This window comes from Brevibacterium pityocampae, assembly GCF_039541555.1.
In the GTDB taxonomy this organism is placed as follows: Bacteria; Actinomycetota; Actinomycetes; order Actinomycetales; family Brevibacteriaceae; genus Brevibacterium; species Brevibacterium pityocampae.
Genome location: NZ_BAABGL010000004.1, coordinates 189,860 through 215,763, shown reverse-complemented (window position 1 = coordinate 215,763; position 25,904 = coordinate 189,860). Strand labels below are relative to the sequence as shown.

The 25,904-nt window shown below is 70.3% G+C and carries 23 protein-coding genes; 7 read left to right on the top strand and 16 right to left on the bottom strand.

Annotated elements, in window-relative coordinates; genetic code table 11:
• Nucleotides 1–259: 259 nt before the first annotated feature.
• The 3 genes from ABD883_RS05155 to ABD883_RS05145 all read right to left on the bottom strand — a co-directional run bounded on the left by ABD883_RS05155 (nt 260) and on the right by ABD883_RS05145 (nt 2,570).
• The gene (locus tag ABD883_RS05155; RefSeq protein ID WP_345030441.1) at nt 260–973 is read right to left on the bottom strand and encodes a DUF3152 domain-containing protein; all 714 of its coding nucleotides are present in this window, start codon (nt 971–973) and stop codon (nt 260–262) included.
• A 266-nt stretch (nt 974–1,239) separates the two neighbouring features.
• Entirely contained in the window at nt 1,240–2,100 is an 861-nt protein-coding gene (locus ABD883_RS05150) for a DedA family protein (RefSeq protein WP_345030439.1), read from the bottom strand.
• 251 nt (nt 2,101–2,351) lie between these two features.
• Nucleotides 2,352–2,570, bottom strand: coding sequence for a hypothetical protein (locus ABD883_RS05145; protein ID WP_137318236.1), 219 nt, complete (start codon nt 2,568–2,570; stop codon nt 2,352–2,354).
• Between the two features lie 344 nt (nt 2,571–2,914).
• Between ABD883_RS05145 and ABD883_RS05140 the strand changes: the two genes are divergently transcribed.
• From ABD883_RS05140 to ABD883_RS05120, 5 genes are all read left to right on the top strand, one after another.
• Complete coding sequence (locus ABD883_RS05140; protein ID WP_345030436.1) at nt 2,915–3,703, top strand: YwaF family protein; 789 nt, start codon at nt 2,915–2,917, stop codon at nt 3,701–3,703.
• 298 nt (nt 3,704–4,001) lie between these two features.
• A complete protein-coding gene (gene dnaK, locus ABD883_RS05135) occupies nt 4,002–5,864 on the top strand; it encodes a molecular chaperone DnaK (protein ID WP_295690190.1) in 1,863 nt (620 codons plus the stop codon).
• On the top strand, nt 5,864–6,568 hold the full coding sequence (locus ABD883_RS05130) for a nucleotide exchange factor GrpE (protein WP_345030432.1): 705 nt from the start codon (nt 5,864–5,866) through the stop codon (nt 6,566–6,568). Before dnaK ends, ABD883_RS05130 begins: the two co-directional genes overlap by 1 nt.
• Before the next feature lie 208 nt (nt 6,569–6,776).
• Nucleotides 6,777–7,823: a DnaJ C-terminal domain-containing protein gene (locus ABD883_RS05125; RefSeq protein ID WP_345030430.1), complete on the top strand. Its 1,047-nt coding sequence runs from the start codon at nt 6,777–6,779 to the stop codon at nt 7,821–7,823.
• Nucleotides 7,824–7,957: 134 nt separating this feature from the next.
• On the top strand, nt 7,958–8,431 hold the full coding sequence (locus ABD883_RS05120) for a heat shock protein transcriptional repressor HspR (RefSeq protein ID WP_345030427.1): 474 nt from the start codon (nt 7,958–7,960) through the stop codon (nt 8,429–8,431).
• A 173-nt stretch (nt 8,432–8,604) separates the two neighbouring features.
• On the opposite strand, the gene ABD883_RS05115 is transcribed toward ABD883_RS05120, so the two are convergent.
• The 8 genes from ABD883_RS05115 to ABD883_RS05080 all read right to left on the bottom strand — a co-directional run bounded on the left by ABD883_RS05115 (nt 8,605) and on the right by ABD883_RS05080 (nt 18,666).
• Complete coding sequence (locus ABD883_RS05115; RefSeq protein ID WP_345030424.1) at nt 8,605–9,387, bottom strand: maleylpyruvate isomerase family mycothiol-dependent enzyme; 783 nt, start codon at nt 9,385–9,387, stop codon at nt 8,605–8,607.
• Between the two features lie 181 nt (nt 9,388–9,568).
• Nucleotides 9,569–10,306: a DUF3618 domain-containing protein gene (locus tag ABD883_RS05110; RefSeq protein WP_345030422.1), complete on the bottom strand. Its 738-nt coding sequence runs from the start codon at nt 10,304–10,306 to the stop codon at nt 9,569–9,571.
• Nucleotides 10,303–10,974, bottom strand: a complete 672-nt coding sequence (locus ABD883_RS05105) for a phage holin family protein (RefSeq protein WP_345030420.1) — start codon at nt 10,972–10,974, stop codon at nt 10,303–10,305. Before ABD883_RS05105 ends, ABD883_RS05110 begins: the two co-directional genes overlap by 4 nt.
• The gene (locus tag ABD883_RS05100; RefSeq protein ID WP_345030418.1) at nt 10,971–11,924 is read right to left on the bottom strand and encodes a hypothetical protein; all 954 of its coding nucleotides are present in this window, start codon (nt 11,922–11,924) and stop codon (nt 10,971–10,973) included. Before ABD883_RS05100 ends, ABD883_RS05105 begins: the two co-directional genes overlap by 4 nt.
• A gap of 388 nt (nt 11,925–12,312) precedes the next feature.
• A complete protein-coding gene (locus ABD883_RS05095) occupies nt 12,313–13,920 on the bottom strand; it encodes an SLC13 family permease (protein WP_345030415.1) in 1,608 nt (535 codons plus the stop codon).
• A 362-nt stretch (nt 13,921–14,282) separates the two neighbouring features.
• On the bottom strand, nt 14,283–15,365 hold the full coding sequence (locus tag ABD883_RS05090) for an LPXTG cell wall anchor domain-containing protein (protein ID WP_345030412.1): 1,083 nt from the start codon (nt 15,363–15,365) through the stop codon (nt 14,283–14,285).
• 160 nt (nt 15,366–15,525) lie between these two features.
• Complete coding sequence (locus ABD883_RS05085; protein WP_345030410.1) at nt 15,526–17,244, bottom strand: LPXTG cell wall anchor domain-containing protein; 1,719 nt, start codon at nt 17,242–17,244, stop codon at nt 15,526–15,528.
• A 249-nt stretch (nt 17,245–17,493) separates the two neighbouring features.
• The gene (locus ABD883_RS05080; protein ID WP_345030408.1) at nt 17,494–18,666 is read right to left on the bottom strand and encodes a diacylglycerol/lipid kinase family protein; all 1,173 of its coding nucleotides are present in this window, start codon (nt 18,664–18,666) and stop codon (nt 17,494–17,496) included.
• A 176-nt stretch (nt 18,667–18,842) separates the two neighbouring features.
• On the opposite strand from ABD883_RS05080, the gene serS reads away from it, so the two are divergent.
• Nucleotides 18,843–20,132, top strand: a complete 1,290-nt coding sequence (gene serS / locus ABD883_RS05075) for a serine--tRNA ligase (protein WP_345030405.1) — start codon at nt 18,843–18,845, stop codon at nt 20,130–20,132.
• A gap of 20 nt (nt 20,133–20,152) precedes the next feature.
• Entirely contained in the window at nt 20,153–20,956 is an 804-nt protein-coding gene (locus ABD883_RS05070; RefSeq protein ID WP_137318221.1) for an HAD family hydrolase, read from the top strand.
• 7 nt (nt 20,957–20,963) lie between these two features.
• On the opposite strand, the gene ABD883_RS05065 is transcribed toward ABD883_RS05070, so the two are convergent.
• The 5 genes from ABD883_RS05065 to ilvA all read right to left on the bottom strand — a co-directional run bounded on the left by ABD883_RS05065 (nt 20,964) and on the right by ilvA (nt 25,699).
• Nucleotides 20,964–21,827: an HAD family hydrolase gene (locus ABD883_RS05065; RefSeq protein WP_295690362.1), complete on the bottom strand. Its 864-nt coding sequence runs from the start codon at nt 21,825–21,827 to the stop codon at nt 20,964–20,966.
• The gene (locus ABD883_RS05060; protein WP_295690360.1) at nt 21,820–22,452 is read right to left on the bottom strand and encodes a hypothetical protein; all 633 of its coding nucleotides are present in this window, start codon (nt 22,450–22,452) and stop codon (nt 21,820–21,822) included. The genes ABD883_RS05065 and ABD883_RS05060 overlap by 8 nt, the downstream gene beginning before the upstream one ends.
• 6 nt (nt 22,453–22,458) lie before the next feature.
• Nucleotides 22,459–23,151 carry a proteasome activator gene (locus ABD883_RS05055; protein WP_295690359.1) on the bottom strand — a complete coding sequence of 231 codons (693 nt, stop codon included), beginning with the start codon at nt 23,149–23,151 and terminating at the stop codon, nt 22,459–22,461.
• Nucleotides 23,148–24,161 carry an NAD(P)H-quinone oxidoreductase gene (locus ABD883_RS05050; RefSeq protein WP_295690357.1) on the bottom strand — a complete coding sequence of 338 codons (1,014 nt, stop codon included), beginning with the start codon at nt 24,159–24,161 and terminating at the stop codon, nt 23,148–23,150. The genes ABD883_RS05055 and ABD883_RS05050 overlap by 4 nt, the downstream gene beginning before the upstream one ends.
• A 251-nt stretch (nt 24,162–24,412) precedes the next feature.
• Nucleotides 24,413–25,699, bottom strand: a complete 1,287-nt coding sequence (ilvA, locus tag ABD883_RS05045) for a threonine ammonia-lyase IlvA (RefSeq protein ID WP_345030396.1) — start codon at nt 25,697–25,699, stop codon at nt 24,413–24,415.
• Nucleotides 25,700–25,904: the final 205 nt, after the last annotated feature.

Here is a 25,904-nt window from a genome sequence, read left to right as displayed (position 1 = left end):
TTTCGGTGGACAAAGCAGTGGGTCGGCCATTTGAGGACGGGGTGAGGCAACGCGCCGTGTTGATGACCGACGGAATCCGGCGGATTCCCGGTCACTGTACACCGGTTTGACTGAACATTCTGCCGTTCAATGACATTCCACCGAGATGGGATCGCTCCATGCGGCCCGCATGCAAGGCAGCGGCCGTCCGGGTTCATGGTGCGGAAGGGCGATCATGCGAGTGGTGCTCGAAACTGCGTATAGGAGATCCTACCTCCGCTCAGGCCACGGTGGGCCAGGCATTCGGCCGGCAGCCGTCGAGCCCCTTCGACTGCTGATGCATGAGAGGAGCGGGCTCCCCGTCACCGGGGCAGCTGACGTGGCCGTGCCCGAGCGCGTGCCCGACCTCGTGGTTGATGAGATACTGGCGGTAGACCTCGAGCGACTCGAAATCCTCCGTGCCCTGCATCCAGCGCTTGGCGTTGAGGTTGACGTTCGGGCCGTTGCGGCACGAGAGCTCGCCGTCGGTGATGAGCGGTGCGCACATCCGGTCCACGGTGTCGGGGCTCGCGATGCTGATCACCGAGTCGGCCTCCGCGGTGTCGACGACGAGTTCGAAGGCGACGCCGTCGAGCGTCTGCCAGCCGCGTTCGTCCTGGAGAGTCGCGATGACGAACTCCGCGGCTTCATCCGCGTCGATAGGCATGTCGTCCTCGACCCGGATGGCGACGGCGAAGGGCCGGCCGTCCTCGGTCGACGGTTCCACCGGCTCATCGCTGCTCGCCCACTCGCCGCTGCCGGAGACGGGGACCTCGGTGGGTGTCGGAGTGCCCGGGGCGGCCTGCCCGGGTGCCGGGATCGATTCCGGGGCGACGGCCGCGGTCGGCGTGGCCCCGGCGTTCACCTGGTGTGCGGAGTCCGCCGGGGTGCAGGCGGAGACGGCGAGCACGAGGGACGCGGCGGCAAGCGGCAGCATCGGGCGCGGGGGATGCATGCTCGTCATCGTAGTCGACGCCCGGCGCCGCGACGGGACCCCGCACATCCGGTGCGGGGATCCGCAGGCCCGGTTCAGGGTTCCAATGCCAAGCTGTTCGAGCGCCTGCCGGGTTCAGCCGCGCAAGGAGCGCATGGCGCGCATGGCGCGCTGCTGGGCCACGGTGTCTACGGCGCGGAGCACGGCGATCCGCACGGGCCTGCGGGGTGTGCCGGCGCCTCGGCCCGGGGCCGGATCCGTGGAAGCCGGGAAAGCCGTGGACGAGGTCAGGCCTGGGCGTCTTTCGCCTGCTTGTTCGCCTTCGCGCCGGACCACACGGCGATGAGGACGACGAGGCCGAGGCTGAGCCACAGCGCGTAGCGGTCGATGGTCTGGATGACGTCGACGGCCGCCTGGCCGAGCGAGTAGCCGAGCAGTGCGACACCGACGGTGAGGATGAGGCAGGCGAGGAAATCGGCGATGAGGAACACCCACAATCGCATCCCGCTCCAGCCGGCGACGAGCCATACGAGGGTCCCGGGGATGCCGGGCACGCGGCTGATGACGACGAGGAGGAAGAGGAGCCACGGGGGCATCCGGCGGAACTTCTCGACCTGCCGGCGCTGCCGGTCGGTGGAGGTGAAGATGCTGAGGATGCCGTCGCCCCAACGGCGGCCGGCGAGCCAGAACAGCCAGTCGAACTTCGTCATCCCGACGAAACCGGCGACGAGCACGAGCCAGAGCGGGAACTCGCCCACCCGCGCATAGGCGGCTGCGCCGACGATCGCGGTCTTCGCGCCGGTGAGGAACTCGAGGAGAATCGGCTGGTGCGCGATGAGGAACGGCCGGAACGGCATCATGCCCAGGTAGAACGCTGGGACGGCGAAGATCGCGAACAGTAGGAACTTGTCCGTCGGAGCCGCCGCGCCCTTCCACGGCTTGAGGTCGTCCCAGGACTGGGGCGGCTCCTTCTTCATGCCGCCGGCGGTGTCTGCGCTGTCCGCGGAAGCCGAGCCGTCAGCAGGAGCGGTGACCGTGGATGACGCCGTGTCCGCAGGTGATGCGGTGTCCTCGGCTTGGGTGCTGTCGCTCGCCGGGCCGGGTGCGCCCGGGGATTCGGGGCGCGGGGATGACGGTTCGGGGACCACGGTCTGTCCTTCGGTGTCGGGGTGGGCGCAGAGTGATCGAGCGGCGCGAGGAGCGCGGAGCCCGCCGGGGTCCGCAGGCGTTCGTGTCATGGTAGCCGGTGAAGCCGGGCGGGTGGTGCCACCGCTCTCCGAGACGGCCTGCGGAGGCGGTCGGGCTCTGGGTCGCCTGCCAATTCGTCCTGGAGCGGCCTGTGGTCAGGGCAACCCTCGCGGGCCGGGTCGGACTGGGGTGCGCGGAACGGGTGCTCGGGTCACCCGCGGCGGCCGGCCACGACGATGAGGGCGATCCCGCCGCCGGCCATCAGCACGCTCACTCCGGCGACGAGGGAGGCGACCAGGCGGAAGTTCGCGGCGATATCGTCGAACGCCTCGGTGTTCCCGCCGCCGCCCAAGAGGAACAGGCCGAACGGCATGATGAAGATCAGCACCGCCGCGGCGATGCCGAGCAGACCGAGGACGAGGAGCGTCACGCCGGGGGCGATGAAGTGGCGCCTCTTCCGAGGCGCGCCCGGGGCTCCCCCGGGCTGCGGGGGCGCAGGCGGCGCGCCGGGTGGTGGAGGGGGCGGGGCCTGACCCCGGCCCCCGCTGGGTGGGGGTGGCCGGTGGGGGTTCCGTGCTGGGCCGGTCATGGTGTGCTCCCGCTCATCCTCGTCGTGTGGTCCTCTCCGGACTCTCCCGCAGCGGCCGGTCTTGCGCAAGCCGGTGCGGAGAACGGCGCGCCTGCGGGCCGGGCAGACTCTACACTCATGATGAGGCCGGAGCGGTGCGGGCACCACCGTCGTGCCTGTCGAGGACGAGCAGGGAAGGGGCGCCCATGGAGATCGCGGAGCCGATCGGCCGGATGGCCCTTTTCGGCCCCGAGCACCTGACCGCGCTCGCCGGGATCGTCGTCGGGGCGGTCGTCCTCGTGGTCATGGCGCGGCGGAAGCGCGGCACCCGCACCGAGCTCCGGATCACCCGTGCGACCGGATGGGTGCTCCTCGTCGTGGCCGTGGGGTGGACGGTGTGGGGGATGCTGCCGAGCCACTGGGACATCGGTCAGTCGCTGCCCTTCCACTTCTCCGACGTGCTCCGCATCGTCACTGCGATCGCCCTCATCACCCGCGCGGGCTGGGCGATCGCCATCACCTACTACTGGGGGCTCACGCTCAACCTCCAGTCGGTCGTCACCCCCGACCTCAACTACATGCAGAACCCCGAGCTCGAGTTCACCGTGTTCTGGATCCTCCACGCCCTCGCCCAGTGGGCGCCGATCGTCCTCGTCTGGGGGCTGGGCTACCGGCCCACCTGGCGCGGCTTCGGCGTCGCCTACGTGTCGGCGCTCGCCTGGGCCGTCCTCGCGGCGGCGGTCAACTGCGCCACCGGAGCGAACTACGGCTACCTGGCGCAGGCGCCGGCCGGTTTCTCCGTGCTCGACCTGCTCGGCGGGTGGCCGTGGTACATCGGTGTGGAGATCGCCGTCGTCGCCGTGGTCTGGATGCTCATGACCCTGCCGTGGTCGGAGCCCGAGCGGCTCACCCACGCCTCGGTCGTCGACCGCTGGCGCTGCGTGCGCCGCTGGGACGGAACGCCCGTGCGGCCGCGCGGGCGAGCGTCGGCCTAGCACTCGGAGCCCGGAGATCACCGGGTGGACCGGAGAAACCTCTCCGACGGCCGGAATAAAACCCCGCTGAGCAAAGTTGAGTCAGGTGTACGCAACTTTCGTGATCGTGGTTTGACACCGCGATCGCGGCGTTCAAGACTTGAGCCAATGGCGCTCAATGTGTTCGGGCGCGCGGTTCCGCTCCGGCTCCCCGGGCGGGGCCCGCTCCAGGGGCCACGGTCGGAAGTCCGGCCGCGGAGCCGTCCGGCCGAGCACATCGGGGCACCGGCTCGCACAACTACGAAAAGGAGTTCTACTCATGGCACGTGCAGTAGGCATCGACCTCGGCACCACCAACTCGGTCGTCGCCGTCCTCGAGGGCGGCGAGCCCAAGGTCATCGCGAACGCCGAGGGCGGGCGCACCACCCCCTCGGTCGTCGCGGTGAACAAGAACGGCGATTGGCTTGTCGGCGAGATCGCCAAGCGCCAGGCCGTCACCAACGTCAAGAACACCGTCGCCTCCGTCAAGCGCCACATGGGCACCGACTGGAGCACCGAGATCGGCGGCAAGACCCTGACCGCCCCGGAGATCTCCGCCCGCATCCTCCAGAAGCTCAAGCACGATGCCGAGGAGTACCTGCAGGAGGAGGTCACGGACGCCGTCGTGACCGTCCCGGCCTACTACAACGACGCCCAGCGTCAGGCCACCAAGGACGCCGGGCAGATCGCCGGCCTCAATGTCCTGCGCATCATCAACGAGCCCACCGCCGCCGCCCTGGCCTACGGCCTCGAGCGCGGCAAGGAGGACGAGCTCATCCTCGTCTTCGACCTCGGTGGAGGCACCTTCGACGTCTCCCTGCTCGAGGTCGGCAAGGACGAGGACGACTTCTCCACCATTCAGGTGCGCGCCACCTCCGGCGACAACAAGCTCGGCGGCGACGACTGGGACCAGCGGATCGTCGACTGGCTCGTGTCCGAGGTCAAGAACGGCTACGGCGTCGACCTGTCCAAGGACACCACTGCGATGCAGCGCCTCAAGGAGGCCGCTGAGCAGGCGAAGAAGGAGCTCTCCAGCGCGACGAGCACGAACATCTCGCTGCAGTACCTGTCGATGAGCGAGAACGGGCCCATCCACCTCGATGAGACCCTGACCCGCGCGAAGTTCGAGGACCTCACCAAGGATCTCCTCGAGCGCACCAAGAAGCCGTTCGAGGCGGTCATCGCCGACGCCGGCATCAAGCTCTCCGACATCGACCACGTCGTGCTCGTCGGCGGTTCGACCCGGATGCCGGCCGTGTCCGAGGTCGTCAAGAAGCTCACCGGCGGCAAGGACCCCAACAAGGGCGTCAACCCGGACGAGGTCGTCGCGATCGGCGCCGCCGTCCAGGCCGGTGTCCTCAAGGGCGAGCGCAAGGACGTGCTGCTCATCGACGTCACCCCGTTGTCCCTCGGTCTCGAGACCAAGGGTGGAGTGATGACGAAGCTCATCGAGCGCAACACCCCGATCCCGACCAAGAAGTCGGAGACCTTCACCACCGCCGAGGACAACCAGCCGAGCGTGTCGATCCAGGTCTTCCAGGGCGAGCGGGAGTTCACTCGCGACAACAAGGCGCTCGGAACCTTCGAGCTCACCGGCATCGCGCCGGCCCCGCGCGGCCTGCCGCAGATCGAGGTGTCCTTCGACATCGACGCCAACGGCATCGTGCACGTGTCCGCCAAGGACAAGGGCACCGGTCAGGAGCAGTCGATGACGATCACCGGCGGGTCCGCGATCCCGCAGGAGGACATCGACCGGATGGTCCGCGAGGCCGAGGAGCACGCCGACGAGGACAAGCAGCGCCGCGAGGCGGCGGACAACCGCAACCTCGCCGAGAACCTCGCTTACTCGACGGAGAAGCTCATCTCCGACAACGAGGACAAGCTGCCCGAGGACGTCAAGTCCGAGGTCAGCGCGGACGTCGAGGCCGTCAAGGAAGCGCTCAAGGGCGATGACGACGACGCCGTCAAGGCCGCCGTCGACAAGCTCTCGCAGAGCCAGACCAAGCTCGGTGAGGCGCTCTACGCGCAGCCCGACGAGTCCGCCGGTGCGCCCGAGGGCGATGCCGCAGGCGGATCCGCCGACACCGAGGACGAGGTCGTCGACGCCGAGGTCGTGGACGACGAGGACGAGGAGAAGAAGTAATGACTGCCGAGGATCCCGACAACGGCGCAGCCGAGCAGGGCTTCTCGTTCAGCGACAAGCGCCGCATCGACCCGGAGACCGGGGAGGTCCGGAACCCCGCTGATCCGTCGGCCCAGGCAGCTGCCGGGTCGGGCGGGGACCCGGAGCCGGACCCGCAGGCCGCAGCGCCTGCGGACCCCGGCGCGGAGCCCGCCGAACCCGGCGTCGAGGTCCCGGACGACATCTCCGGCATCGACGACACCGCGGCCCCGGTCGAGGGCGGCGTCGAGGACGAGCAGTCCGCCGACGCCCGCCTCGCGGCCGAACGGCTCGCCGACCTGCAGCGGATCAACGCGGAGTACGCGGCGTTCCGGATGCGCGCCAAGCGCGAGCAGGACCGGGCCCGGGAAGCCGGCGTCCAGTCCGTCGTCGAGGCGCTCTACCCGGTGCTCGACGAGCTCCGGCTCGCCCGGGAGAACGGCGACCTCACCGGTCCCTTCGAGACGCACGCGAAGAAGCTCATCGCGTCGCTCGAGAAGGTCGGGGTCGTCCAGTTCGGGGAGCCGGGCGAGGAGTTCGACCCGAGCATCCACGAGGCGCTCATGCAGCAGCCGTCCGACGAGGTCGAGACCGCCACGGTCTTCCTCGTCATGCAGCCGGGCTACCGGCTGGGCGAACGCGTCATCCGGGCCGCCCGCGTGGGTGTGCAGGCGCCGGCCGAATGATCCGCTCCCGAGGCGCCCGCCGGCACCCGGCCCACCCCACCGGTGGGAGATTGGGCATCCCGGCGGGGCGCCTCGGGCACGGGCCCGGCGAGCAGGACGCGCCCATCCGACCGCCTGCCGCTCGGCACGTGAGGAAGACAGCAGCACACATGACACATGAGAATCAGCAGATCGATGCGAGCGTGAGCTCACAGGAAGGAGGTGCCAGGTGAATACGGGACCTCAGAACGAATGGTTCGACAAGGACTACTACACAACCCTCGGCGTCTCCAAGGACGCCACGGACGCGGAGATCAAGAAGGCCTACCGCAAGCTGGCCCGCAAGTACCACCCGGACACGAATCCCGGCGACAAGGCCGCCGAGGAGAAGTTCAAGCAGATCAGCCAGGCCAATCAGGTGCTCTCCGACAAGGAGACCCGCGAGCAGTACGACCAGGTCCGCGCCATGGGCCGCGGCGCCCGCTTCTCCGCCGGCTCCGGCGGCGGAACCGGTGCGGGCGGATCCGGCGGCGGGTTCGAGGACATCTTCTCCGGCCTGTTCAACACCGGCGCGGGCAGGAGCCAGTACCCGCGCTACACCACGCGCGGCGGCGGCAGCCCTTACGGCGGCTACGGTGACGTGCCGCCCGACCTGTCGGACCTGTTCGGCGGTCAGCCCTACGGCGGCAGCCCCTACGGCGGAGGGTTCTCCACCGGCCCGCAGAAGGGCGGGGACATCAAGGCGAGCACCTCGCTGTCCTTCACCGAAGCGGCGAAGGGTGCCACCGTCAAGCTCACGATGCCCTCGGGCAAGCCGCTGAGCGTGCGCACCCCGGTGGGCGTCAAGGACGGCCAGAAGATCCGCGTCAAGGGCAAGGGCAAGCCGAGCCCCAACGGCGGGGAGAACGGCGACGTCGTGCTCACCATCAACGTCGAGAAGCACCCGGTGTTCAGCCGCGACGGCGACAACCTGAGGATGGAGCTGCCGGTGAGCTTCGACGAGGCAGCGCTCGGCGCCGAGGTCGAGGTGCCTACCCTGTCCGGCATGCCCGTGCGGATGAAGGTGCCCGCCGGCACTCCGTCGGGTCGCGTGCTGCGGATCCGCGGCAAGGGCATCGAGGGCAAGAATCACACCGGTGACCTGCTCGTCACCATCGAGGTCGCCGTGCCGCGGAACCTCAGCCCGGACGCCAGAAAGGCCGTCGAAGCCTACCGGAAGGCGACCGAGGGTGAGGACCCGCGTGCCGAGCTGTACGCCCGGGCGAAGGCGAGCTGAGCGCGCACCGGCTGGATCCGGGCCGGACTCGATTCCCGCGGCCGGACGATGACAGGGAGCCCTGAGTATCGGGGCGCAGCGCAGGAGACCACAGCAAGTAGAGCGACGACCGAGCGAAGGAGGTGGAGAGCACGATGCAGATCGACAAGGACGCCGCAGTCTACGTGATCTCGGTGGCCGCGGAGCTCGCCGGGATGCACCCGCAGACCCTGCGGCAGTACGACCGGCTCGGGCTCGTGGTGCCCCAGCGCACCGCCGGCCGCGGCCGGCGCTACTCCGCCGCCGACATCTCCCGGCTCCAGCTCATCCAGCGCCTCTCCCAGGAGGAGGGAATCAACCTCGCCGGGATCAAGCGGATACTCGAGCTGCAGCGCGAGGTCGAGACGCTCGGGGCGCATACCCGGACCCTCGCCCAGCGCCTCGAGAAGGTGATGCGCAGCGGCGGCGGCCGCGTGTTCGCCGCCGGCGCCGCGGGTGACGTCGTCTCGATCGTCCACGGCACCCGGCCCGAGCTCCGGATCGCCGGGGCGCTGGCACCCGGAGCGACCGCGCGCGCCGGCGGACGGCGCAGCGGTGAGCTCACGCTCTACCGCCGCCGCTCCGGCTGAGGCGCAGCGCAAGCGGCGCGCCCGGCTCCACCGGATCCGGATACGCCCGTCACCGGCACCCACCGCCGGCACCCCGCGCAACTGTGGGACCTTCGGACGAGAGTGGTGCCGTTGATGGCCCCACACTCCGTCGAAGGTCCCACACTCCCGGGCACACATGCCGCGCCGGCGGCTCAGAGCCAGTTCGGGGGCGCCGGGAGGTCCTGCGGCGTGGTGCTGCCGGTGCCGCCCTTGTCCGTGTCCCCGGACACCGAGGCCGGCCAGCCGCGGCCGGTGAGGTAGGACAGCACCTCGGCGGCTTCGCCGGTGACCTCGATCGGCTCGGCGGGCGTGCTGCCCTCGGTGCCGTGGCGGATCACCCGCTCCGAGCGGTCGTCGCGGTCGGTGAGCCGGACCCGGTAGTGCACGGGCTCGTCGCGGGCACCCCAGGCCGTATCGACGTCATCGAGCAGCCGGTCGACGACCTCGGCCGGGAAATCCCGGGCAGTCATGCCGATCCCCAGGTCGAGGCTGTGCATCCACACCTCGCGGGCCCGCAGCCAGGGGATCTCCGCGGCGAGGATGTCCGCACCGCGCCCGGACACCACCTGTGATCCCCAGTCGTCGTCGGACATCGAGTCGAGCTCGGCGGTGAGGTCGTCGGCCACCTCATGCGCGAGCGTGATCGTGTCCGCGCCCGAGGTGTGCGCCACCCCGTCGGCGATCTGCTGGTCGCGCCATTCCCGGGAGGGGTACATCGGATTCTGCACGCCCGTCTTCGCCCATTCGAGCAGCCGGAGGAAGCCCTCGGCGTTGTAGAGCACGTGGAGGGCCACATGCTTGCGCGTCCAATCGGGGACGAGGGACGGCTCATCGAGGCCGTTGACGGAAAGCTGATCGAGGGCCTGGAGGTAGAAGGTCTCGCCGAGCAGCCGGAAGCCGAGGTCGCGCTCGAGCGCATTCGTGTCGATGTCCATGGTGGTCACTCTAGTTCGCCTGGGCGACGGCGGGGGAGGTCAGGCGCGCCCGGGCGACGGTGCGGCATCCACTTCGGGCGAGAATGCCGCCGGTGCCCGGGCTGGAGTGCCCGGACAGCACAGCGCCCGCGGGAGCTCGGGGCTTCCGCGGGCGCTGCGATGGTTCATCGGAGGGCGAGGGTCACTCGCGGGTCTCCTTGACCGTCTGACCGGAGGACTGGGCCTCGGTCTTGAGGTGGTCGGCCTCGGACTGGGCGTCGGACTTCACGCGCTCGGCGCCGGACTGGGCCTGCGACTTCACGCTCTCCGCAGCCTCCTTCGCCGGCTCCTGCAGGTTCTGCCCCATGTCCTTGGCGACGCTCTGGGCCTCCTGGACGAGCGGCTGAGCGGCGTCCTTCGCCTGACCGGCGAGCTGCTGCTCCTTCTGCGAGGCAGGGATCAGCGAGCCGATGAGCCAGCCGGCGCCGAGCGCGATCACGCCGGCGGCCAGCGGGTTGCCGCGGGTGCCCTGCTTGATGCGGCCGGGCACCTGGGAGGCGGCGTCACGGGCCTGGTAGGCGGCGTCGCGAGCCTGGTCGGCCGCACCGTGGGCGGAGTCGGCGAACTGCTGGCGCTGGTGGTTGAGCTGCGCGTTGGCGTCGTCGGCGGAGCCCATGATGGATTCCTTCCAGTGGTTCAGGCGATCGGCGACCTTGTTCTTGCGGCGCTCGACGACCTTGGCCGGGGAGACCTTCTCCGCCATCGCGTCGACGTCGTAGCCGAGGTTGCGACGGGTCTGCTCGATCTCCGCGCGGATCTGCTCGGGGGACTTGTTCGAGTTGTCCGTCGGGTAGTCTGCGGTGCCGTAGCCGGCGTTGCCGTGGGTCGCGACGGGACGGTTGGGGTCGGCCTGGTAGCCGTGATCATGGGTGTAGGTCATGGCGTTTCCTTTGCGGGATTCATGGTGGGCGGGATGTCCTTGGCAGTGTCCACGGTCTCGGGGATGCCCTTGACCTGCTGGAGCTTGCTCTTGCCGACGAGGCCGAGCACGGTGGCGACGATCGCCCAGATGACTCCGACGACGAGCGCCCCCCAGCCCAGTCCGATGAGGTTGGCGAGCGCCATCCACAGGGCATTGGACAGGAAGAGCAGGAAGAACAGCGCGGCGATCGCGGCCCCGGCGAGCATGCCGGCACCTGCGCCCGCGCGCTTCGCCGACTGGGTCGCCTCGGCCTTGGCGAGGGCGATCTCCTGCTGGATGAGCTGGGTGGTGTTCCGGCTCAGGGAGGAGAACATCTCGCCGATCGACTGGCTCTCGGCGCGCACCTCGGCCTGGGCCTCGGCGTAGGCCTCGCGGTCGTAGCCGCGGTCCCAGCCGTGCCCGGCGGCGTTCGCCGGGTACTCCTCACCGGGTCGGGGCGGCTCCTGCGCCACGTAGGCGGTCTGCGGATTGGGCCCGGGCGGGACCACGCCGGGCTGGCCCGGATGCGGCTGGCCGGGGTGGACCGGCTGGCCCGCGTGCGGGACCTGCTGGCCCGGGTACCCGCCGCCCGGGTGCTGGCCGGGGTGCTGCCCCGGGTGCGCGCCCTGGTTGGGGTCGTAGCTCATCGGTTGGTCTCCCCGGTGCCGTAGCCCTGCTGGCCGTCGTCGTACTGGCCGGCCTCATAGCCCTGGCCCGCGCCGTACTGGCCTGCGGACTGCTGCCCGGCGGCGTAGCCCTGCTGGCCGTACTGACCGCTCGCATCGCTGTACTGCCCGGCGGAGTACTGGCCTCCGGTCGGGTAGCCCTGCTGCGCGTATCCCTGTGCGGCATAGCCCTGCTGGCCGTAGCCCTGGGCCGGGTAGCCGGTGGTCGGGTACCCGCCCTGGACGGGGTAGCCGTACTCGCCGGTGCCCGTTCCCGAGGTGCCTCCGCCGTTCGAGTCGTTGTTGGCGTCGGCGAGACCGCGGGTCACGCGACCGGCGATGAGGCCCACGCCGGCGGCGATCGCGAGGAAGGTGAAGGGACGGGTGGAGGCGAAGCGGCGCACGTCCTGCACGAGATCCTGCGGGTTCGAGTTCTCCAGCCGGTCGGCGATCGCGGAGACGCGCTCGTCGGCCATGCTCAGCAGGTCGCGCGTGACGGCGTCCTTGGGCTCCTCGCCGCGGCGCAGCCCGGCGAGGTCGTCGGACACCGCGCGGACGGACTTGGCGGCACGACCCTGCTGGTGCGAGGCCTGGTCGCCGGCATCGCGCTGGAGCTGGTGCCAGAGGTTCGAAGCCTGCTGCTTGGCCTCCTCGGCCACCTGTCCGGCCTCGTACTGCGCGGTCGAGGCCACGTTCTGCGCGGCGGCGCCGGCCTCGCCCTGGAGGCGGCGGCCTTCGTCCTTGGCGACATCGGCGGTGCCGGTGCTGTCGGTGCTGACGCCGTGGCGTCCGTAGGATGCGGGCTGGTCGCTGCTGAGCGCGGCACCCTGCGATGCGGAGTGCACCGGCTGCTGCGGCACATCGGTTCCCGGGTACGGGGTGTCGGAGCCGAGTGCGCTGCCCGAATCCGCGGAGTTGTAGTTGTCGGTCATCGATCAGACCTTCCTTGAGGAATCGGTGGAAATGGGCCCCGCTTTCAAGGGCCCTTGCCTTTTCACCCAACCACTTCTGGGGGATTTCGGCAAGGCTCCCGGTGTGTGAAGTTCCTGGCAGAAGGCGGTGCGGCCCGATGGCGAGGGGTGCGAACCGGCCCGGGACGCGGTGCGTCCCGGGCCGGGAGGTCGCGGTGTGCCCCGGATTCGCGGGGCACACGAAGGCCGGTGCGTGCCGGTGGACTCGGCCTCCCGGCCGCGGGTGCGGTTCCCCGCCGGGCGGGTGCCTGGCGGGTGCCGGTGGTGCCGGAGGGGTGCTGCGGGTGCCGAGCGGACTCCGCCGGCGCCGGCGGCATGCGGCGGGTGCCGGACTGCGCCGGAGCCTCCCTCAGACCAGGCCGATCCAGCTCCAGTAGGTCGCCGACAGGAGCAGCACGAGCAGGTAGCCGACGATGGTGAGCGGGATGCCGGTCTTGAGGAACTGCTTGGCGGTGAAGGCCCCGGTGCCGTAGGCGAGCATGTTCTGCGGCGCGGAGATCGGCAGGAGGAAGCCGAAGCTGATGACGAACTGCTGGATGATGACGAATCCGAATCCGCCGTCGGCGGCCCCGGGCAGGGTCGCGGCGAGCGCGATGTAGACCGGGATCAGGGCCGAGGCGAGCGAGGTCGCCGAGGCGAAGCCGAGGTGGATGAGGATCGTGAAGAGCGAGACGAGCGCGATCGTCGTAAGAAGCGGCATCTGGCTGATGCCGAGCGCACCGAAGGTGTTCTGCGACAGCCATGCGGCGGCGCCGGTGTCGAGCAGCAGGGTGCCGAGCGAGATGCCGGTGGCGAACACGATGAGGGTGCCCCAGTTGACGAGCTTCTCGAGCGACTTCCAGGAGAACACGCCGATCTTCGGGACGAGCAGCAGGCCGATCGCGATGATCGTGATCGTCGAGGAGTCGAGCGGGTGGAGGATGCCCTCGGTGGCCCACATGAGCAGGAGGAGGCAGGCGATGACGATGAGCCGGATCTCCTTGCCCGTCATCGGACCGAGCTCGGCGAGGTTCTGCTTGACGACCTCGCGCCCGCCGGCGATCGAATCCACCTCGGGCTTGATCGCCCAGCGCATGATGAAGTAGAGCGCGATCGACATGAGGATCGACCACGGGGCGGCGTAGAGGAACCACTGGCCCCAGGAGATGGTGATGCCGAGCTGATCCTCGATGAAGCCGGCGGCGACGAGGTTCTGGGCGGCCGCGGTCTTGATGCCGACGTTCCAGATGGAGACGGCCTGGGCGGCGGCGATGATGAGGAGCGCGCCGAGGCGGGAGTTGTTCGCAAGCCCGAAGGCGGCGACCATGCCGAGCAGGATCGGCACCACGGCACCGGCACGGGCGGTGGCCGAGGGGACGAAGAAGGCGAGGATGATCGCGATGACGATGCCGCCGATGAGGACGTTGCGGGTCTTCTCGCCGGAGAATCGGAGGACCCACAGGGCCAGGCGCTTGTGGAGGCCGGTGGCCTGCATGGCGGCGGCCAGGGCGAGGGCGGCGGCGACGAGCGCGACGGCGGTGGATGAGAAGCCGGCGAGTCCCATCCGCAGGGCGTCGGAGGAGCCGATCGTGGTCGAGGGGTCCTCGAGGCCGGGGGAGAACCCGAGGAGGATCGCGATGAGCCCGATGATGAGGACCGAGCTCACCGAGTAGGACACCGCCTCGGTCACCCACATGATGACGGCGAACACGAGGATCGCGAGCGCGCGCTGGGCGGCGACGGAGAGGCCGTCGCCGGTGGGGACGAAGAGGATGACGGCGAACATCGCGAGGAAGGCGACGCCGAACCAGATCGGCTTGAGGTTGAGGTGGGCGAAGAAGCCGTCGGGCTGGCGGGAGCCCGCGGTCGCGGTCTCCTGGCGGGCGACGGCCTGCTGCTCTGCGCGGGCCTCGTCCTGCAGCCGGGAGCGCTTGACCGCCTTCGAGCGGAGCCGGGAGCTGTTCTGCGGGGGGATCATCGGGTTCACCTGATTCCGTGTCCGGGTGCGAGGCCCCGGTGGGGGTCTCCGGGACCAGGATAGGAGTCGGCCGGTCGATCCGGGTGGGGGTCTTGACCTGCGGTTCCCCTCATCTCATGCGCACGATTCCGGCAGGGCGCGCTGTGTTCCCGGTTACAGCGTGCGACGGATGCGGCGCGTGCGATCTGCGGGCAGTTGCACAGACTGTGGGGCTTTCGAAGAAGAGTGCGACCGATGACGCCACCACTCTTCGTCGAAAGCCCCACACTCCCGTCGGCGCATGCGGAAGGCCCGCGAACCGTGGGGTTCGCGGGCCTTCCGGGTGCGCGGTGCCGGTGCGGCAGCGCTCAGCTCGGGCTGGCTCAGATGTCGGCCGGGCCGGTCTTGGCGCCGCGGCGGCGGGTGAGCATCATCGTCGCAGCACCGATGACGAGGAGTCCGGCGCCGGCGGCGAGGCCGGTGAGCTCGGTACCGGTGCGCGGCAGGTCGTTGCCCCCGGCGTTGTCGTCCGAGCCGTTGTCGTCGCTCGAGTCGTCGTCACCCGGGTTGGCATCGTCGTCGCCGTAGCCCACGGTGAACGCGTCGGTCCAGGAGTTCTCACCGCAGGTGGCGGTCACGGTGTACTCGCCGATGTAGGCCTCGGCCTGGTCGGCGTCGAGTCCCTTGACGCCGTGGACGGCGATGCCGTTCTCGTCGGCGGCGACGGTCTCGGTGTAGGGGCGGACGTCGTCACGGCCGGCGCGGACCTCGAAGGTCACGTCCTGGCCGGGCTCGCAGCCGCGGACGGCGAAGGCGACGCCCTCGTCGACGAACTTCTCCGGGGTGACCCGATCGGACTCGAGGTTGAGACCTTCCTTGAGCTCGGCACCGTTCCAGGTCCACTCGTCCTCGTCCGCGTCGTCATCCTCGGTCGGGGTGGGGGTCGGCGAAGCGGTCGCGGTCTCGGTCTCAGTGGGGGTCGGCGACGGGGTCTCGGTCTCGTCGTCATCGTCGGAGGCGGTGACGGTGAACTGCAGAGCAGCCCCGACCTGGTTGCCGTCGGGGCCCATGATCTGGACGGTGTAGTCACCGACGTAGGCATCCGGGTTGTCGGCGCTCTGGCCGAAGATGGTCACGCCGAGGATGCCGTCTTCAGCGACGGTGGCGTCCAGCTCGTAGTCCTTGACCGAATCGCTGGAGGGGTTGACCTGGAGCGTGTACGTCCCGGTCGGGAAGTCCTGGCCGGACCCCTTGATAGCGGTGTCCTCGTTCACGAAGTCATCAGCGGAAACCGTCTCAGCGCTGAGCGAGGCGGTCGGCTCGGCAGCCTCCGGCTCCGGGGTCGCGGTCTCCGTCTCGGTGGGGGTCGGAGCCGGGGACGGCGTGGGGGCGGCGGACACGGCGGTGGCGCCGAAGCCGCTGATCGCGATGGCGACAGCAGGGGCGAGGATGATCGACTTCTTCACGGTGGTGCCTTTCGTGGATGAAAAGATTGACTGGCCTCAACGTAACCGGGCGCATCCGGCGTGAAAACTTGTGTTCATTGTGGTCGCGAACCGAACGTCTGCGAAGACGACTGCGGCCCCCGTCCGAAAGAGGACGGGGGCCGCAGCTGCGGGCCGGGGATCAGATGTCGCCGGGAGCGCTGCCGGCGCCGCGACGGCGGGTGACGAGGAGCGAGGCACCGCCGATGACGAGCAGCGCGGCCCCTGCGGCGAGACCGCTGAGCTCGGTGCCCGTGCGCGGCAGGGTGCGGCCGTCGTCGTGGCCGCCGTCGGATCCGCCGCGACCGGGATCGCCGACGACGAACCGGCCGGTGAGGTCCTCGCCGCCCTCGCAGGCTACGCGCACCTCGTAGGTGCCGACGTAGACGTGCGGGGCGTCGGCGTTGATGCCGCGGACGCCGAAGGTGACCGTGCCGTCCTCGCCGACGGTCTGCGTGTCCGTGTGGCCGGTGACCCCCGAGGAGCCGGACGGGGTCACGGTGAGCGTCGCCGCGGTGCCCGGCGTGCAGCCGGTCGCAGTGATCGACACGGCCTGCTCCTTGACGAAGTCCGCCGCGGAGATCCGCTCCGGGTCGATCGCGAGCGACCGCGCGACCGCCTCGTCCTGGTCGTCGTCGCCCGGGCGCGCGTCGTCGTCATCGTCACCGGGGCGGGCGCCGTCGTCGTCATCGTCGTCGCCCGGGGTCGGGGTCGGATCGCCGACGCGGAAGCTGCCGGTCAGCGCGTCCTCGCCCTCGCAGTCGACGACGACGTTGTACGTGCCCTCGTAGGCCGCGGGGTTGCGGGCGGAGTCGCCCCAGACGCGGAACGACACGGTGCCGTCCTCAGCGACGGTCTCGACGTCGTCGAGCCCGTCGATGTCGCCGGACCCGTCGAGGTTGACACGGATCGTGGCCTCGGTGCCCGGCTCGCAGCCGGATGCGACGATCGTCACGCCCTTGTCCTCGTCGACGAAGTCCGCCGCGCTGATCTGCTCGGGCGAGATCGAGAGGCTGAGGGCCGCTGCATCGTCCGCATCGTCGTCCTCGCTCGGAGGCGTCTCGGGGCTCGGGGTGTCGTCGTCCTCGTCCCCGTCGCCCGGGGGAGGGGTTTCGCCGTCCTCGTTGTCACCCGGAGGGGGAGTCTCGTCGTCACCGTCGCCGGGGGGAGGGGTCTCGTTGCCTTCGTCGCCGTCACCCGGGGGAGGAGTTTCGTTGCCGTCGTCGGCATTGACCGTGATGTTGAGTGGTTCGACTTGACCGTCCCCGTCATCGGGGATAGTCCCCGTGACGGTGATCGTGCCACCATCTGTCCGCAGAGCGGCGATGTCGGCTGAGAGCTCGGTGACGTTGATTCGTGCTTCTGCCCCGGGTGCGACGGTGAGCTCTTTCGATCCGCCTGGCTCCGCGGTGGCGGTGACTGACATGCCCGCCGTCGTCGAATCATTCTTCACGGTGATGACGAAACCGGCTTCGACCTCATCGGCGTTGACTGTGGTCTTCTCGGTAGTGATCGAACCCGTCGAGGCTTCGGCATCGTTCGCATCCTGGTCCTCGGAATCGTCCGACTCCGAAGAACCGTCCGGTGCTGATTCCGAGTCCTTCTCGGCCTTCTCGGGGACCGGCTCCTCGGCGGGCTTCGGCTCGGCTTCCTTCTTCGGAGCCGGCTCCTCGGCCTCGTCCGTGGTCTCCTCGGCCTTCGGCTCCTCGGCGGGGGCGGGCTCCTCGGCCTCGGCAGCCGCCTCCGGAGTCGCCTCGCTGGGGGTTTCGGTGGGCTCGGCATCTTGCGCGAAAGCGACGGGAGTGCCCAGGCCGGTGAGCGCGATGGCGACGGCGGGAGCGAGGACGATCGACTTCTTCATGACAACCTCATTCACAGGGAAGGCGCGCCCGCGGTTCGGGAGCAGCAGTGATCCTTGGCCTCATTCAATCCGATCGCGCGGAATGAGCGTGAATATGTGCTGAATAGAACATGAACAACAGGTGAATCGCGCTTGGTGCTCAGCCAGCAGAGTACGGATCATCGTCCTGCTCGTCCCGCCTGCCCGCTCAGGCCGAGTCCTGCTCGGATCGGTGCCGCGCTCACCCGACCGGCACCCGCCGGGGCCGGATCATCCGACGGGGATCGGCCAGCCCTCGGCGCGGATCGCCCGCTTCTGCTGACGGGTCGCGGTGCGCATGGTGAGCGCATGCTCCTCGACCTGCATCGCGAGGTAGGTCGACGAGCCGACGGCGTCCCCGTCGAGCTGCACCTCGATCTCCTCCTCGGACTCGATGATGATCTCCCTGCACCGGTGGATCTCCGTGTGGAGGCCCTTGCGCTTGTTCCGGCCGAGCACCGACGCCGCGACGCCGATCCATTGGACGGCGTTCTTCGGGGCGATGACGATGACGTCGAGGATGCCGTCGTCGAGCTCGGCCTCGGGCAGCAGGGTGATGCCGCCCTGGAGCTTGCCGCAGTTGCCGGCGACGACCGAGCGGATCTTCTCGGTGAAGGGCTCCCCGCCGTCCACGGTCACACGCACCTTGGTGCGCGTGCCGACGAGCTTGCGGCTGCCGGCCTCGAGATAGGCGAGCCAGCCGACCTTGGACTTGAGGTCGGAATCGGTGTCGGCCATGACTGCGGCGTCGAAGCCCAGGCCGGCCATGACCATGAACGCGTGGTCCTTGCCGCCGGGCTCGATCTGCGCGTGCGCGACGTCGACGGCGGTGTCCTCGCCCCACAGCGCGATCCGCAGCGCCCACTCGGGTCGGCCGAGCACGATGTCGAGGTTCCGGGCCAGCAGGTTGCCGGTGCCCATCGGCACGACGCCCATGGGGACGCCGGTCCCGGCGAGCACTTCGGCCACGGCGCGCACGGTGCCGTCGCCGCCGGCGGCGACGACGAGGTCGACTTGCTGCTCGAGCGCCTGTCGGGCCATCGTGCAGCCGGGGTCCTCGACCTCGGTCTCAAACATGATCGGGGCGTCCCAGCCCTCCTGCCGGCACACGGCCCCGGCGGTTGCCTCGAGGCCGGCGGCATCGGGCTTCGAGGGATTGACGATGATCGCGACGCGCGGCTTGGGCGGGACGACGGTCTCCTGACCGGAATCCTCGTCCGCGCTCGTCATCGGCGTGAGGTCCTGGGCACCGCCGGCGAGGTCGACCCTGCGGTCGCGCCCCTTGCCGTCCCCGCCGCGGGAGGCCGAGGAGCGGCGGCCGACCGCGAGGCCGACCCCCAGACCGACGAGCAGCATGACGACGACGATGATGATGCCGATGAGCAGATCGGTTCCGGTGTCCATGTGACCAATCTAGCCGCTGGGCCTGCGTGCCGGATGCAGGTCGGTCCGGATGCAGGGGGCCTTGACGTCACGGTCAGGCGGGCGGCCCGCTCCGCCGCCCGCTGACTTCTTGGCCCGACCACCGGCGCGCCCCGAGCGGGTCACCCCGTGTCCGCGCCGGAATGTAGGCTGGAATCGTGATCGACATCCAGCAGCTCAGAGACCATCCCGAGGCATTCAAGGCCTCCCAGCGCGCTCGCGGCGCGGAGGAGTCGCTCGTCGACGAGGTCCTCGCCGCCGATTCCGCCCGGCGCCGGGCGCTCGCCGCGTTCGAGGAGTCCCGCGCCGAGCAGAAGGCGTTCGGCAAGACCGTCGCCCAGGAGAAGGACAAGGAGGCCAAGGCGAAGCTCGTCATGCAGGCCAAGACCCTGTCCGATTCCGTCAAGGTGCTCCAGGCGGAATCCGACGAGGCCGATTTCGCCTTCGACTCTCTCGTCGCCAAGCTGCCCAACCTCATCATCGACGGGGTGCCGCCCGGTGGCGAGGAAGACTCCGTGGAGCTGCGCCGCGAGGGCACTCCGCGGGACTTCGCCGCGGAGGGCTTCGAGCCGCAGGACCACCTGGCGCTCGGCGAGAGCCTCAAGGCGATCGACACCCAGCGCGGGGCCAAGGTCTCTGGCGCGCGGTTCCACTACCTCACCGGATTCGGCGCACGGCTCGAGCTCGCGCTGCTCACCATGGCAATCGACGCCGCCCAGCAGGCCGGGTTCATCCCCGTCATCACCCCCACCCTCGTCAAGCCGGAGATCATGGCCGGCACCGGGTTCCTCGGCGAGCACGCAGACGAGATCTACCGCCTCGAAGCGGACGACCTCTTCCTCGTGGGCACATCCGAGGTGGCGCTCGCCGGGTACTACAAGGACGAGATCATCGACCTATCCGACGGCCCGATCCGGTTCGGCGGCTGGTCCTCGTGCTACCGCCGCGAGGCCGGCTCCTACGGCAAGGACACCCGTGGCATCATCCGCGTCCACCAGTTCCAGAAGGTGGAGATGTTCTCCTACGTCCCCGTCGAGCAGGCCGAGGACGAGCACCAGCGGATGCTCGCGCTCCAGGAGGACATGCTCGCCAAGTGCGAACTGCCCTACCGGGTCATCGATATCGCCGCCGGCGACCTCGGCGATTCCGCCGCTCGCAAGTACGACTGCGAGGCCTGGGTGCCCACCCAGGACACCTACCGGGAGCTCACCTCGACCTCGAACTGCACGACCTTCCAGTCGCGCCGCCTCAAGATCCGCGAGCGCGGGCCGGAGGGCACCACCCGTCCGGTGGCGACCCTCAACGGGACCATGGCGAACACCCGCTGGCTCGTGCCGCTGCTCGAGAACCACCAGCAGGCCGACGGCACCGTGCGCGTCCCGGCGGCGCTCCAGCCCTACCTCGGCGGGATGACCGCCTACGGCCCCGACGGGCCCGTGCACGCCTGATCCCCTGAACCGGAGGAAGAATGAAACCGCACATCGTGGCCCTCGACGTCGACGGCACCATCGTCGACTACGACGACATGATGACCGAGCGCGTCCGCGACACCATCACCCGGGTCGCCGAGGCCGGACATCACGTCGTCATCTCCACCGGTCGCGCGGTGAGCGGCTCCCATGAGGTCGCCAACCGACTGGGGCTCGTCGAGGGATTCGTCGTGAGCTCCAACGGCTCGGTGATCACCCGCCTGAGCCAGGACCTCGAGGACGGCTGGGAGATCTTCCACGTCGAGAGCTTCGACCCCGAGCCCGCGCTGCGCCGGATGTCGGAGGTGCTGCCGACCGCGCTCTACATGGTCGAGGACACCGAGCTCACCCGCTGGGCATCGGGCAACTTCCCTGAGGGCGAGCTCGCCTCGATCACCAACCTTCGCACGGTGCCGTTCGAGGAGCTCACCACCAAGACCGCGACACGCATCGTCATGCGCGAGCTCGAGGGCACTGACGAGGAGTTCGCCGCCGCCGTCGAACGGATCGGCCTGCACGGCGTGACCTACGCGGTGGGCTGGAGCAACTGGCTCGACATCGCCCCGGACGGGGTCTCGAAGGCGAGCGGACTGCAGATCGTGGCTCGCGAGCTCGGCATCGCACAGGAGCATACGGTGGGAGCCGGCGACGGCTCCAACGACATGGAGATGCTCGAATGGGTGGGCCACGCCATCGCGATGGGCCAGGCCGGCGACAAGCTCAAGGGCGTCGCCGATGTCGTCACCGGTTCCGTCGTCGACGACGGCCTGGCGACCGCGCTCGAGGAGTACTTCGAGCTCTGACGACTGCTCAGCGGCGGGCGGCGATGGTGCGGAGCACCTCGGCGATCCCGCCGTCGAGCACTGCGGGTGCGATGCCGTCCGCCGCCGCGAGCGCGTCCGGGTGGCCGTTCGCCATCGCGTAGCTGTGCCCCGCCCACTCGAGCATCTCGATGTCGTTGGGCATGTCCCCGAACGCCGCCACTTGATCGGCGGTGATCCCCGCCTCCGTGCACCATGCCGCGAGCGTCCGGGCCTTGGTGACGCCGTTCGCCGACAGCTCGACGAGTCCGTTGCGCGGATTGGAATGCGTGGCGTGGAGCACCGGGCCGATGACCTCGCGCACCTGCGCGAGGATCGCGTCGGAGTCCCGGGACCCGGTGCGGAGGATGACCTTGACGACGTCGCGGACTTCCGGGCTGTCCGCCGGGTCGATCCAGGTGGCGTCCGCGGGGAAGCGGGTCCGGAACCCCGGTTCGAGGAGCAGCCCGGTCAGCGTCTCGAAGCCGAGCACGGCCGCCGGCATCCGCTCGCGGACCAGCCCGACGAAATCCCGGAGCACTGCGCCGTCGACCGTGTGCGCGGTGAGCACCCGGGCCTGCGCCAGGTCGTAGACGATCGAGCCGTTCGCGCAGATCACCGGGCCGAGCTCCGGCACGGTCGCGTGGATCGGGGCGAGCCAGCGCAGCGGCCGGCCCGTGACGGGGACGAACGGGATGCCGGCACTCAGGCAGTCCCTGATCGCGGCCACGGTGGGCGCGGGGATCGGCTGCCAGTCGTGGAGGAGCGTGCCGTCGACATCGCTCGCGATGAGCCGGACGCCGGCAGGGGCCCGCGCTGCCGGGTCCGGCAGTGCGGTGGCGTGCGCCTGCTCCGGGGCCGAGAGATCAGTCATGGTGGAGTGCCCTTTCGCAGGCGTCGACTAGCGTGATGGCATCAGTGGCGTAGGAGCGCGCGGAGCGGGCGGCGGGCAGCGGGTCGGTGCCGGAGCGCAGCGCGGCTCGCGCCATCGCCGCGGCCTGACCCGCCTCGGCGGTCTTCGCCGCGGCCTTCGACAGGAGTGCGGGCAGCTGCCCGACCCGGGCCCGCACCTCGGCGGGGACGACCAGGCCGTCGAGCGGGAAGCGCGCGTGGACGGTCTCCGTCAGGGCACCGACCCGGTCCGCGAGCCCGTTGAGCACGAGCGTCTGCTGGGCGATGATCTCAGCGGACTCCGTCGCCGAGGTGACCGGTGCGTCCGCCTCCCCGGGTACGGACCCGGCCGTGGAATGGAGATCCACGGCGATCGCGTAGAACCGGTCGACGGCGCGCAGGAAGCGGTCGTGGTGCTGCCGCCACAGACCGGTCCCGAGCCGGTGATCGAGGCCCTGGGCATCAGCAGCGCGGGCACCGCCCGGACGCTCGGCGCCCCGGGCCCGGCCGCGTCCGCCCGCTGTGCTGCGCAGGGCTCCGGTCGGATCCGCCGCATGGTTGCGGGCCGCCCCGCGCAGCGCACGGGACAGCCGATCCCAGATCCCCATCGCGGCTCAGAGGTAGTTGCCGGTCCCGGAGTGGCCGTCGTCCTTGGGGTTCCCGGAGGACCGACCCTCGCCGCCCTGGGGAACGACGACCATGCCCGGGGGCAGCGCGCCCTGGGCGTTGCCCCCGCGCTGCTGGGCGAGCGCCTGCTGCGCCATGATCGCGGTCTGGATGCCGTGGAACAGGCCCTCGAGCCAGCCCACGAGCTGCGCCTGCGCGATCCGCAGCTCGCCCGCCGTCGGTGCGGATTCGCCGTCGAAGGGCAGGTTGAGGCGCTTGAGCTCATCGGCGAGCTCGGAGGACATGCCCTCGGACAGCTCGTCGATCGTGCGCCGGTAGATTTCGGCCAGGCGCGCCCGCCCGGCCTCGTCGAGCTCCATGTTCCGCACCTCTTCGAGGAGCTGTTTGGCCATGGTGCCGATGCGCATGACCTTGCCCGGCTCGGAGACCGCGACCTCGCCGCTGTCGTCGTCCTCGCCGTCGGGGCCGGCGTTCCCGGAACCGGCGTCCCCGGATTCGGAGGAGCCGGTGTCACCGGCGTCGCTGGGGGTGTGCGCGCCGGACGGCTGGTCGGTCTCGGTCGGGTCGGCTGCCGGATCCGGCAGCCGGTCCTCGGCCGCGGGCCGGGGCGCCTCTGCGGGGGTGGTGAAGGGCGCCTCGGGCGCGTTCTGCCGGGGCTGCCCGGTCGTCTCGTCCGTCATCGCACACCTTCCACATCGAGGAGGACCTTGCCGATGCTGTCGCCGTTCTCCAGCAGCTGCTGGGCCTCGCCCGCGTCGGCGAGCGGGAGCACCGAATGGATGATCGGCTTGATCGTGCCGTCGGCCACGAGCGGCCACACGTCGCGGCGCACCTGCTCGACGATCGCGGCCTTCTGGCGGCCGGGGCGGGCGCGCAGCGTGGTGCCCATGACGGACTTGCGGGCGCGCATGAGGGCGTTGAGGTTGATCTCGGCCTTGACCCCGCCCTGCAGGCCGATGATCATCAGCCGGCCGTCGTCGGACAGCGCCTTGATGTTGCGCTCGAGGTACTTCGCGCCGATGAGGTCGAGGATGACGTCCGCGCCCGGCCTCGCACCGGCCGCCTCCTGGTCCGCTGCGGTGATCGCGCGGATGCGCTCGACGAAGTCCTCCTCGCGGTAGTTGATGACGGCGTCCGCACCGAGCTCGGTGCAGAAGTCCGCCTTGCGCTGGGAGCCGACGGTGACCGCGACCTTGGCACCGAGTGCCCTGGCGAGCTGGATCGCCGCGGTGCCGATCCCGGAGCCGCCGCCGTGGGCGAGCAGCCACTCGCCGGGCAGGAGCCGGGCGGCGGCGAAGACATTGGAATGGACGGTGCAGAGGGCCTCGGGCAGGGCTGCGGCCTCCTGCAGGGTGAGGTTCTCCGGGACGGGGAGCAGCTGCCCGGCCGGCACATCGACGATCTCCGCATAACCGCCGCCGGTGAGGAGGGCCGCCACGTGCTGGCCGACCTCCCAGTCGGTGACCTCGGCGCCGAGCTCGATGATCGTGCCGGACACCTCGAGCCCGGGGATCCGGGTCGCGCCCTCCGGCGGGTCGTAATGGCCCTGCCGCTGGAGGATGTCGGCGCGATTGACACCGGCGGTGTGGACCTTGACGAGGACGGAGCCGGGTGCCAGGTCCGGGACCGGCGCCTCGTCGAGGACCAGGGCGGCGGGCCCGCCGGGATTCGGGATCGTGATTGCGAACATGTCCTCAGCCTAGCGACAGATGGGGACGCGGCGCAGGGCCGGCTGCCCGGGAACTGCCCCGGAACCGTCCGGGAGCGAACGGGATGCGGCCGGGATGCGGCTCGGAGGCGTCCGGGGCTCGGGCGACCGGAGCGGATCCGGAGGGTGCGGTGCCGGGTGTGACCGGAGCGGATCCGGGGGTGGCGATGCCGGGCGTGACCGTGCAAAGAATCGCGGAATCGCTCTCAGGAACCGTCGAGAATTGAGAGGTGTCAGACGAACATGCGGAAGAGCGGGGAGTCCTGGGGGACCTTCTCGATCTGCAGCGGCGAGGCGTCCATCCGCTCGAGCAGGCCGGCCAGATCGTCCGGACGCCCCAGGGTGATGCCGACGAACGCCGGGCCGGTCTCCCGGTCGGAGCGCTTGACGTAGTCGAACAGTGCGATGTCGTCGTCGGGTCCGAGCACCTCGTCGAGGAAGCGGCGCAGCGCCCCGGGCTCCTGCGGGAAGTTCACGATGAAGTAGTGCTTGAGGCCCTCGTGGACGAGGGACCGCTCGAGGACCTCCGAATACCGTGAGATGTCGTTGTTCCCGCCGCTCACCAGGCACACGACGGTCGACCCCGGGTGCACGGTGATCGGAGCGGCCGAACCGGGTGCGCCGATCGCAGCCGAGGCGAGCGCCCCGGCGGGCTCGGTGATGATGCCGTCGACCTGATAGAGGTTGAGCATCTCTGAGGCGGTCCGGCCCTCGGGCACCGGCTCGATCGGCAGGCCGAGCTCCTGGATCATCCGGAAGGTGATCTCGCCGGCCCGGCGCACCGCGGCACCGTCGGCGAACGAGTCGATGTCCTCGAGGGTGACCGGCCGGCCCGCGGCGAGCGCGGCGATCATCGAGGCGGCACCCTCCGGCTCGGCACCGATGACCGTCGTGTCGGGCATGTGCTCCGCGGCGTAGGCGGCGATCCCGGCGAGCACCCCGCCGCCGCCCACCGGCACGATGATCGCGTCGGGCTCAGCGGGCAGCTGGGCGTGGATCTCGGCTGCGATCGTGCCCTGCCCGGCGATCGTGCGCGGATCGTCGAACGCGGACACGAGCAGCGCCCCGGTGCGGGCGGCGCACGCCTTGGCGAGGTCGGAGGCGTCGTCGTAGGTCGAGCCGTCGATGACGACCTCGACGTCCTCGCCTCCGAAGTGCCGGATCCGGTCGATCTTCTGACGCGGGGTGGTCTTGGGCACGAAGATCACACCGGCGATGTCGAGCTCGTTGCAGGCCCGCGCGAAGCCCTGCGCGTGATTGCCGGCCGAGGCGCACACGACGCCGCGGGCGCGTTCGGCGGCGGTGAGCTGGAGCATGAAGTTGAAGGCCCCGCGGATCTTGTACGAGCGGACCGCCTGGAGGTCCTCGCGCTTGAGGTAGACCGTGGCCCCGGTCACTTCCGACAGGCGCTCCGAGACATGGAGGGGGGAGGTGATCACGGAGTCCGCGATGCGCGCGGCGGCGGCCTCCACCTCGGTCGCGGTGACGAGCTCGCTGGTCGTCGCTTCGTTGTTGAGCACCCCACCATTGTGCTCCTGGCACCCGGTCAGTACCAACCTTCGGACAATGTGCGCTCGCACTGTGGGATTAGCGGGGGTGCCGGCAGGGTGCGGGCGAGGCGCGCTCGGGAGCGGACGAGGAGCCGCCGAGGGTCCGCCGAGGGGTCGCAGGTCCACGGTGTGAGAACGCGGTGACGGTGACGTGGACCACTCGACGGGGCTGCGG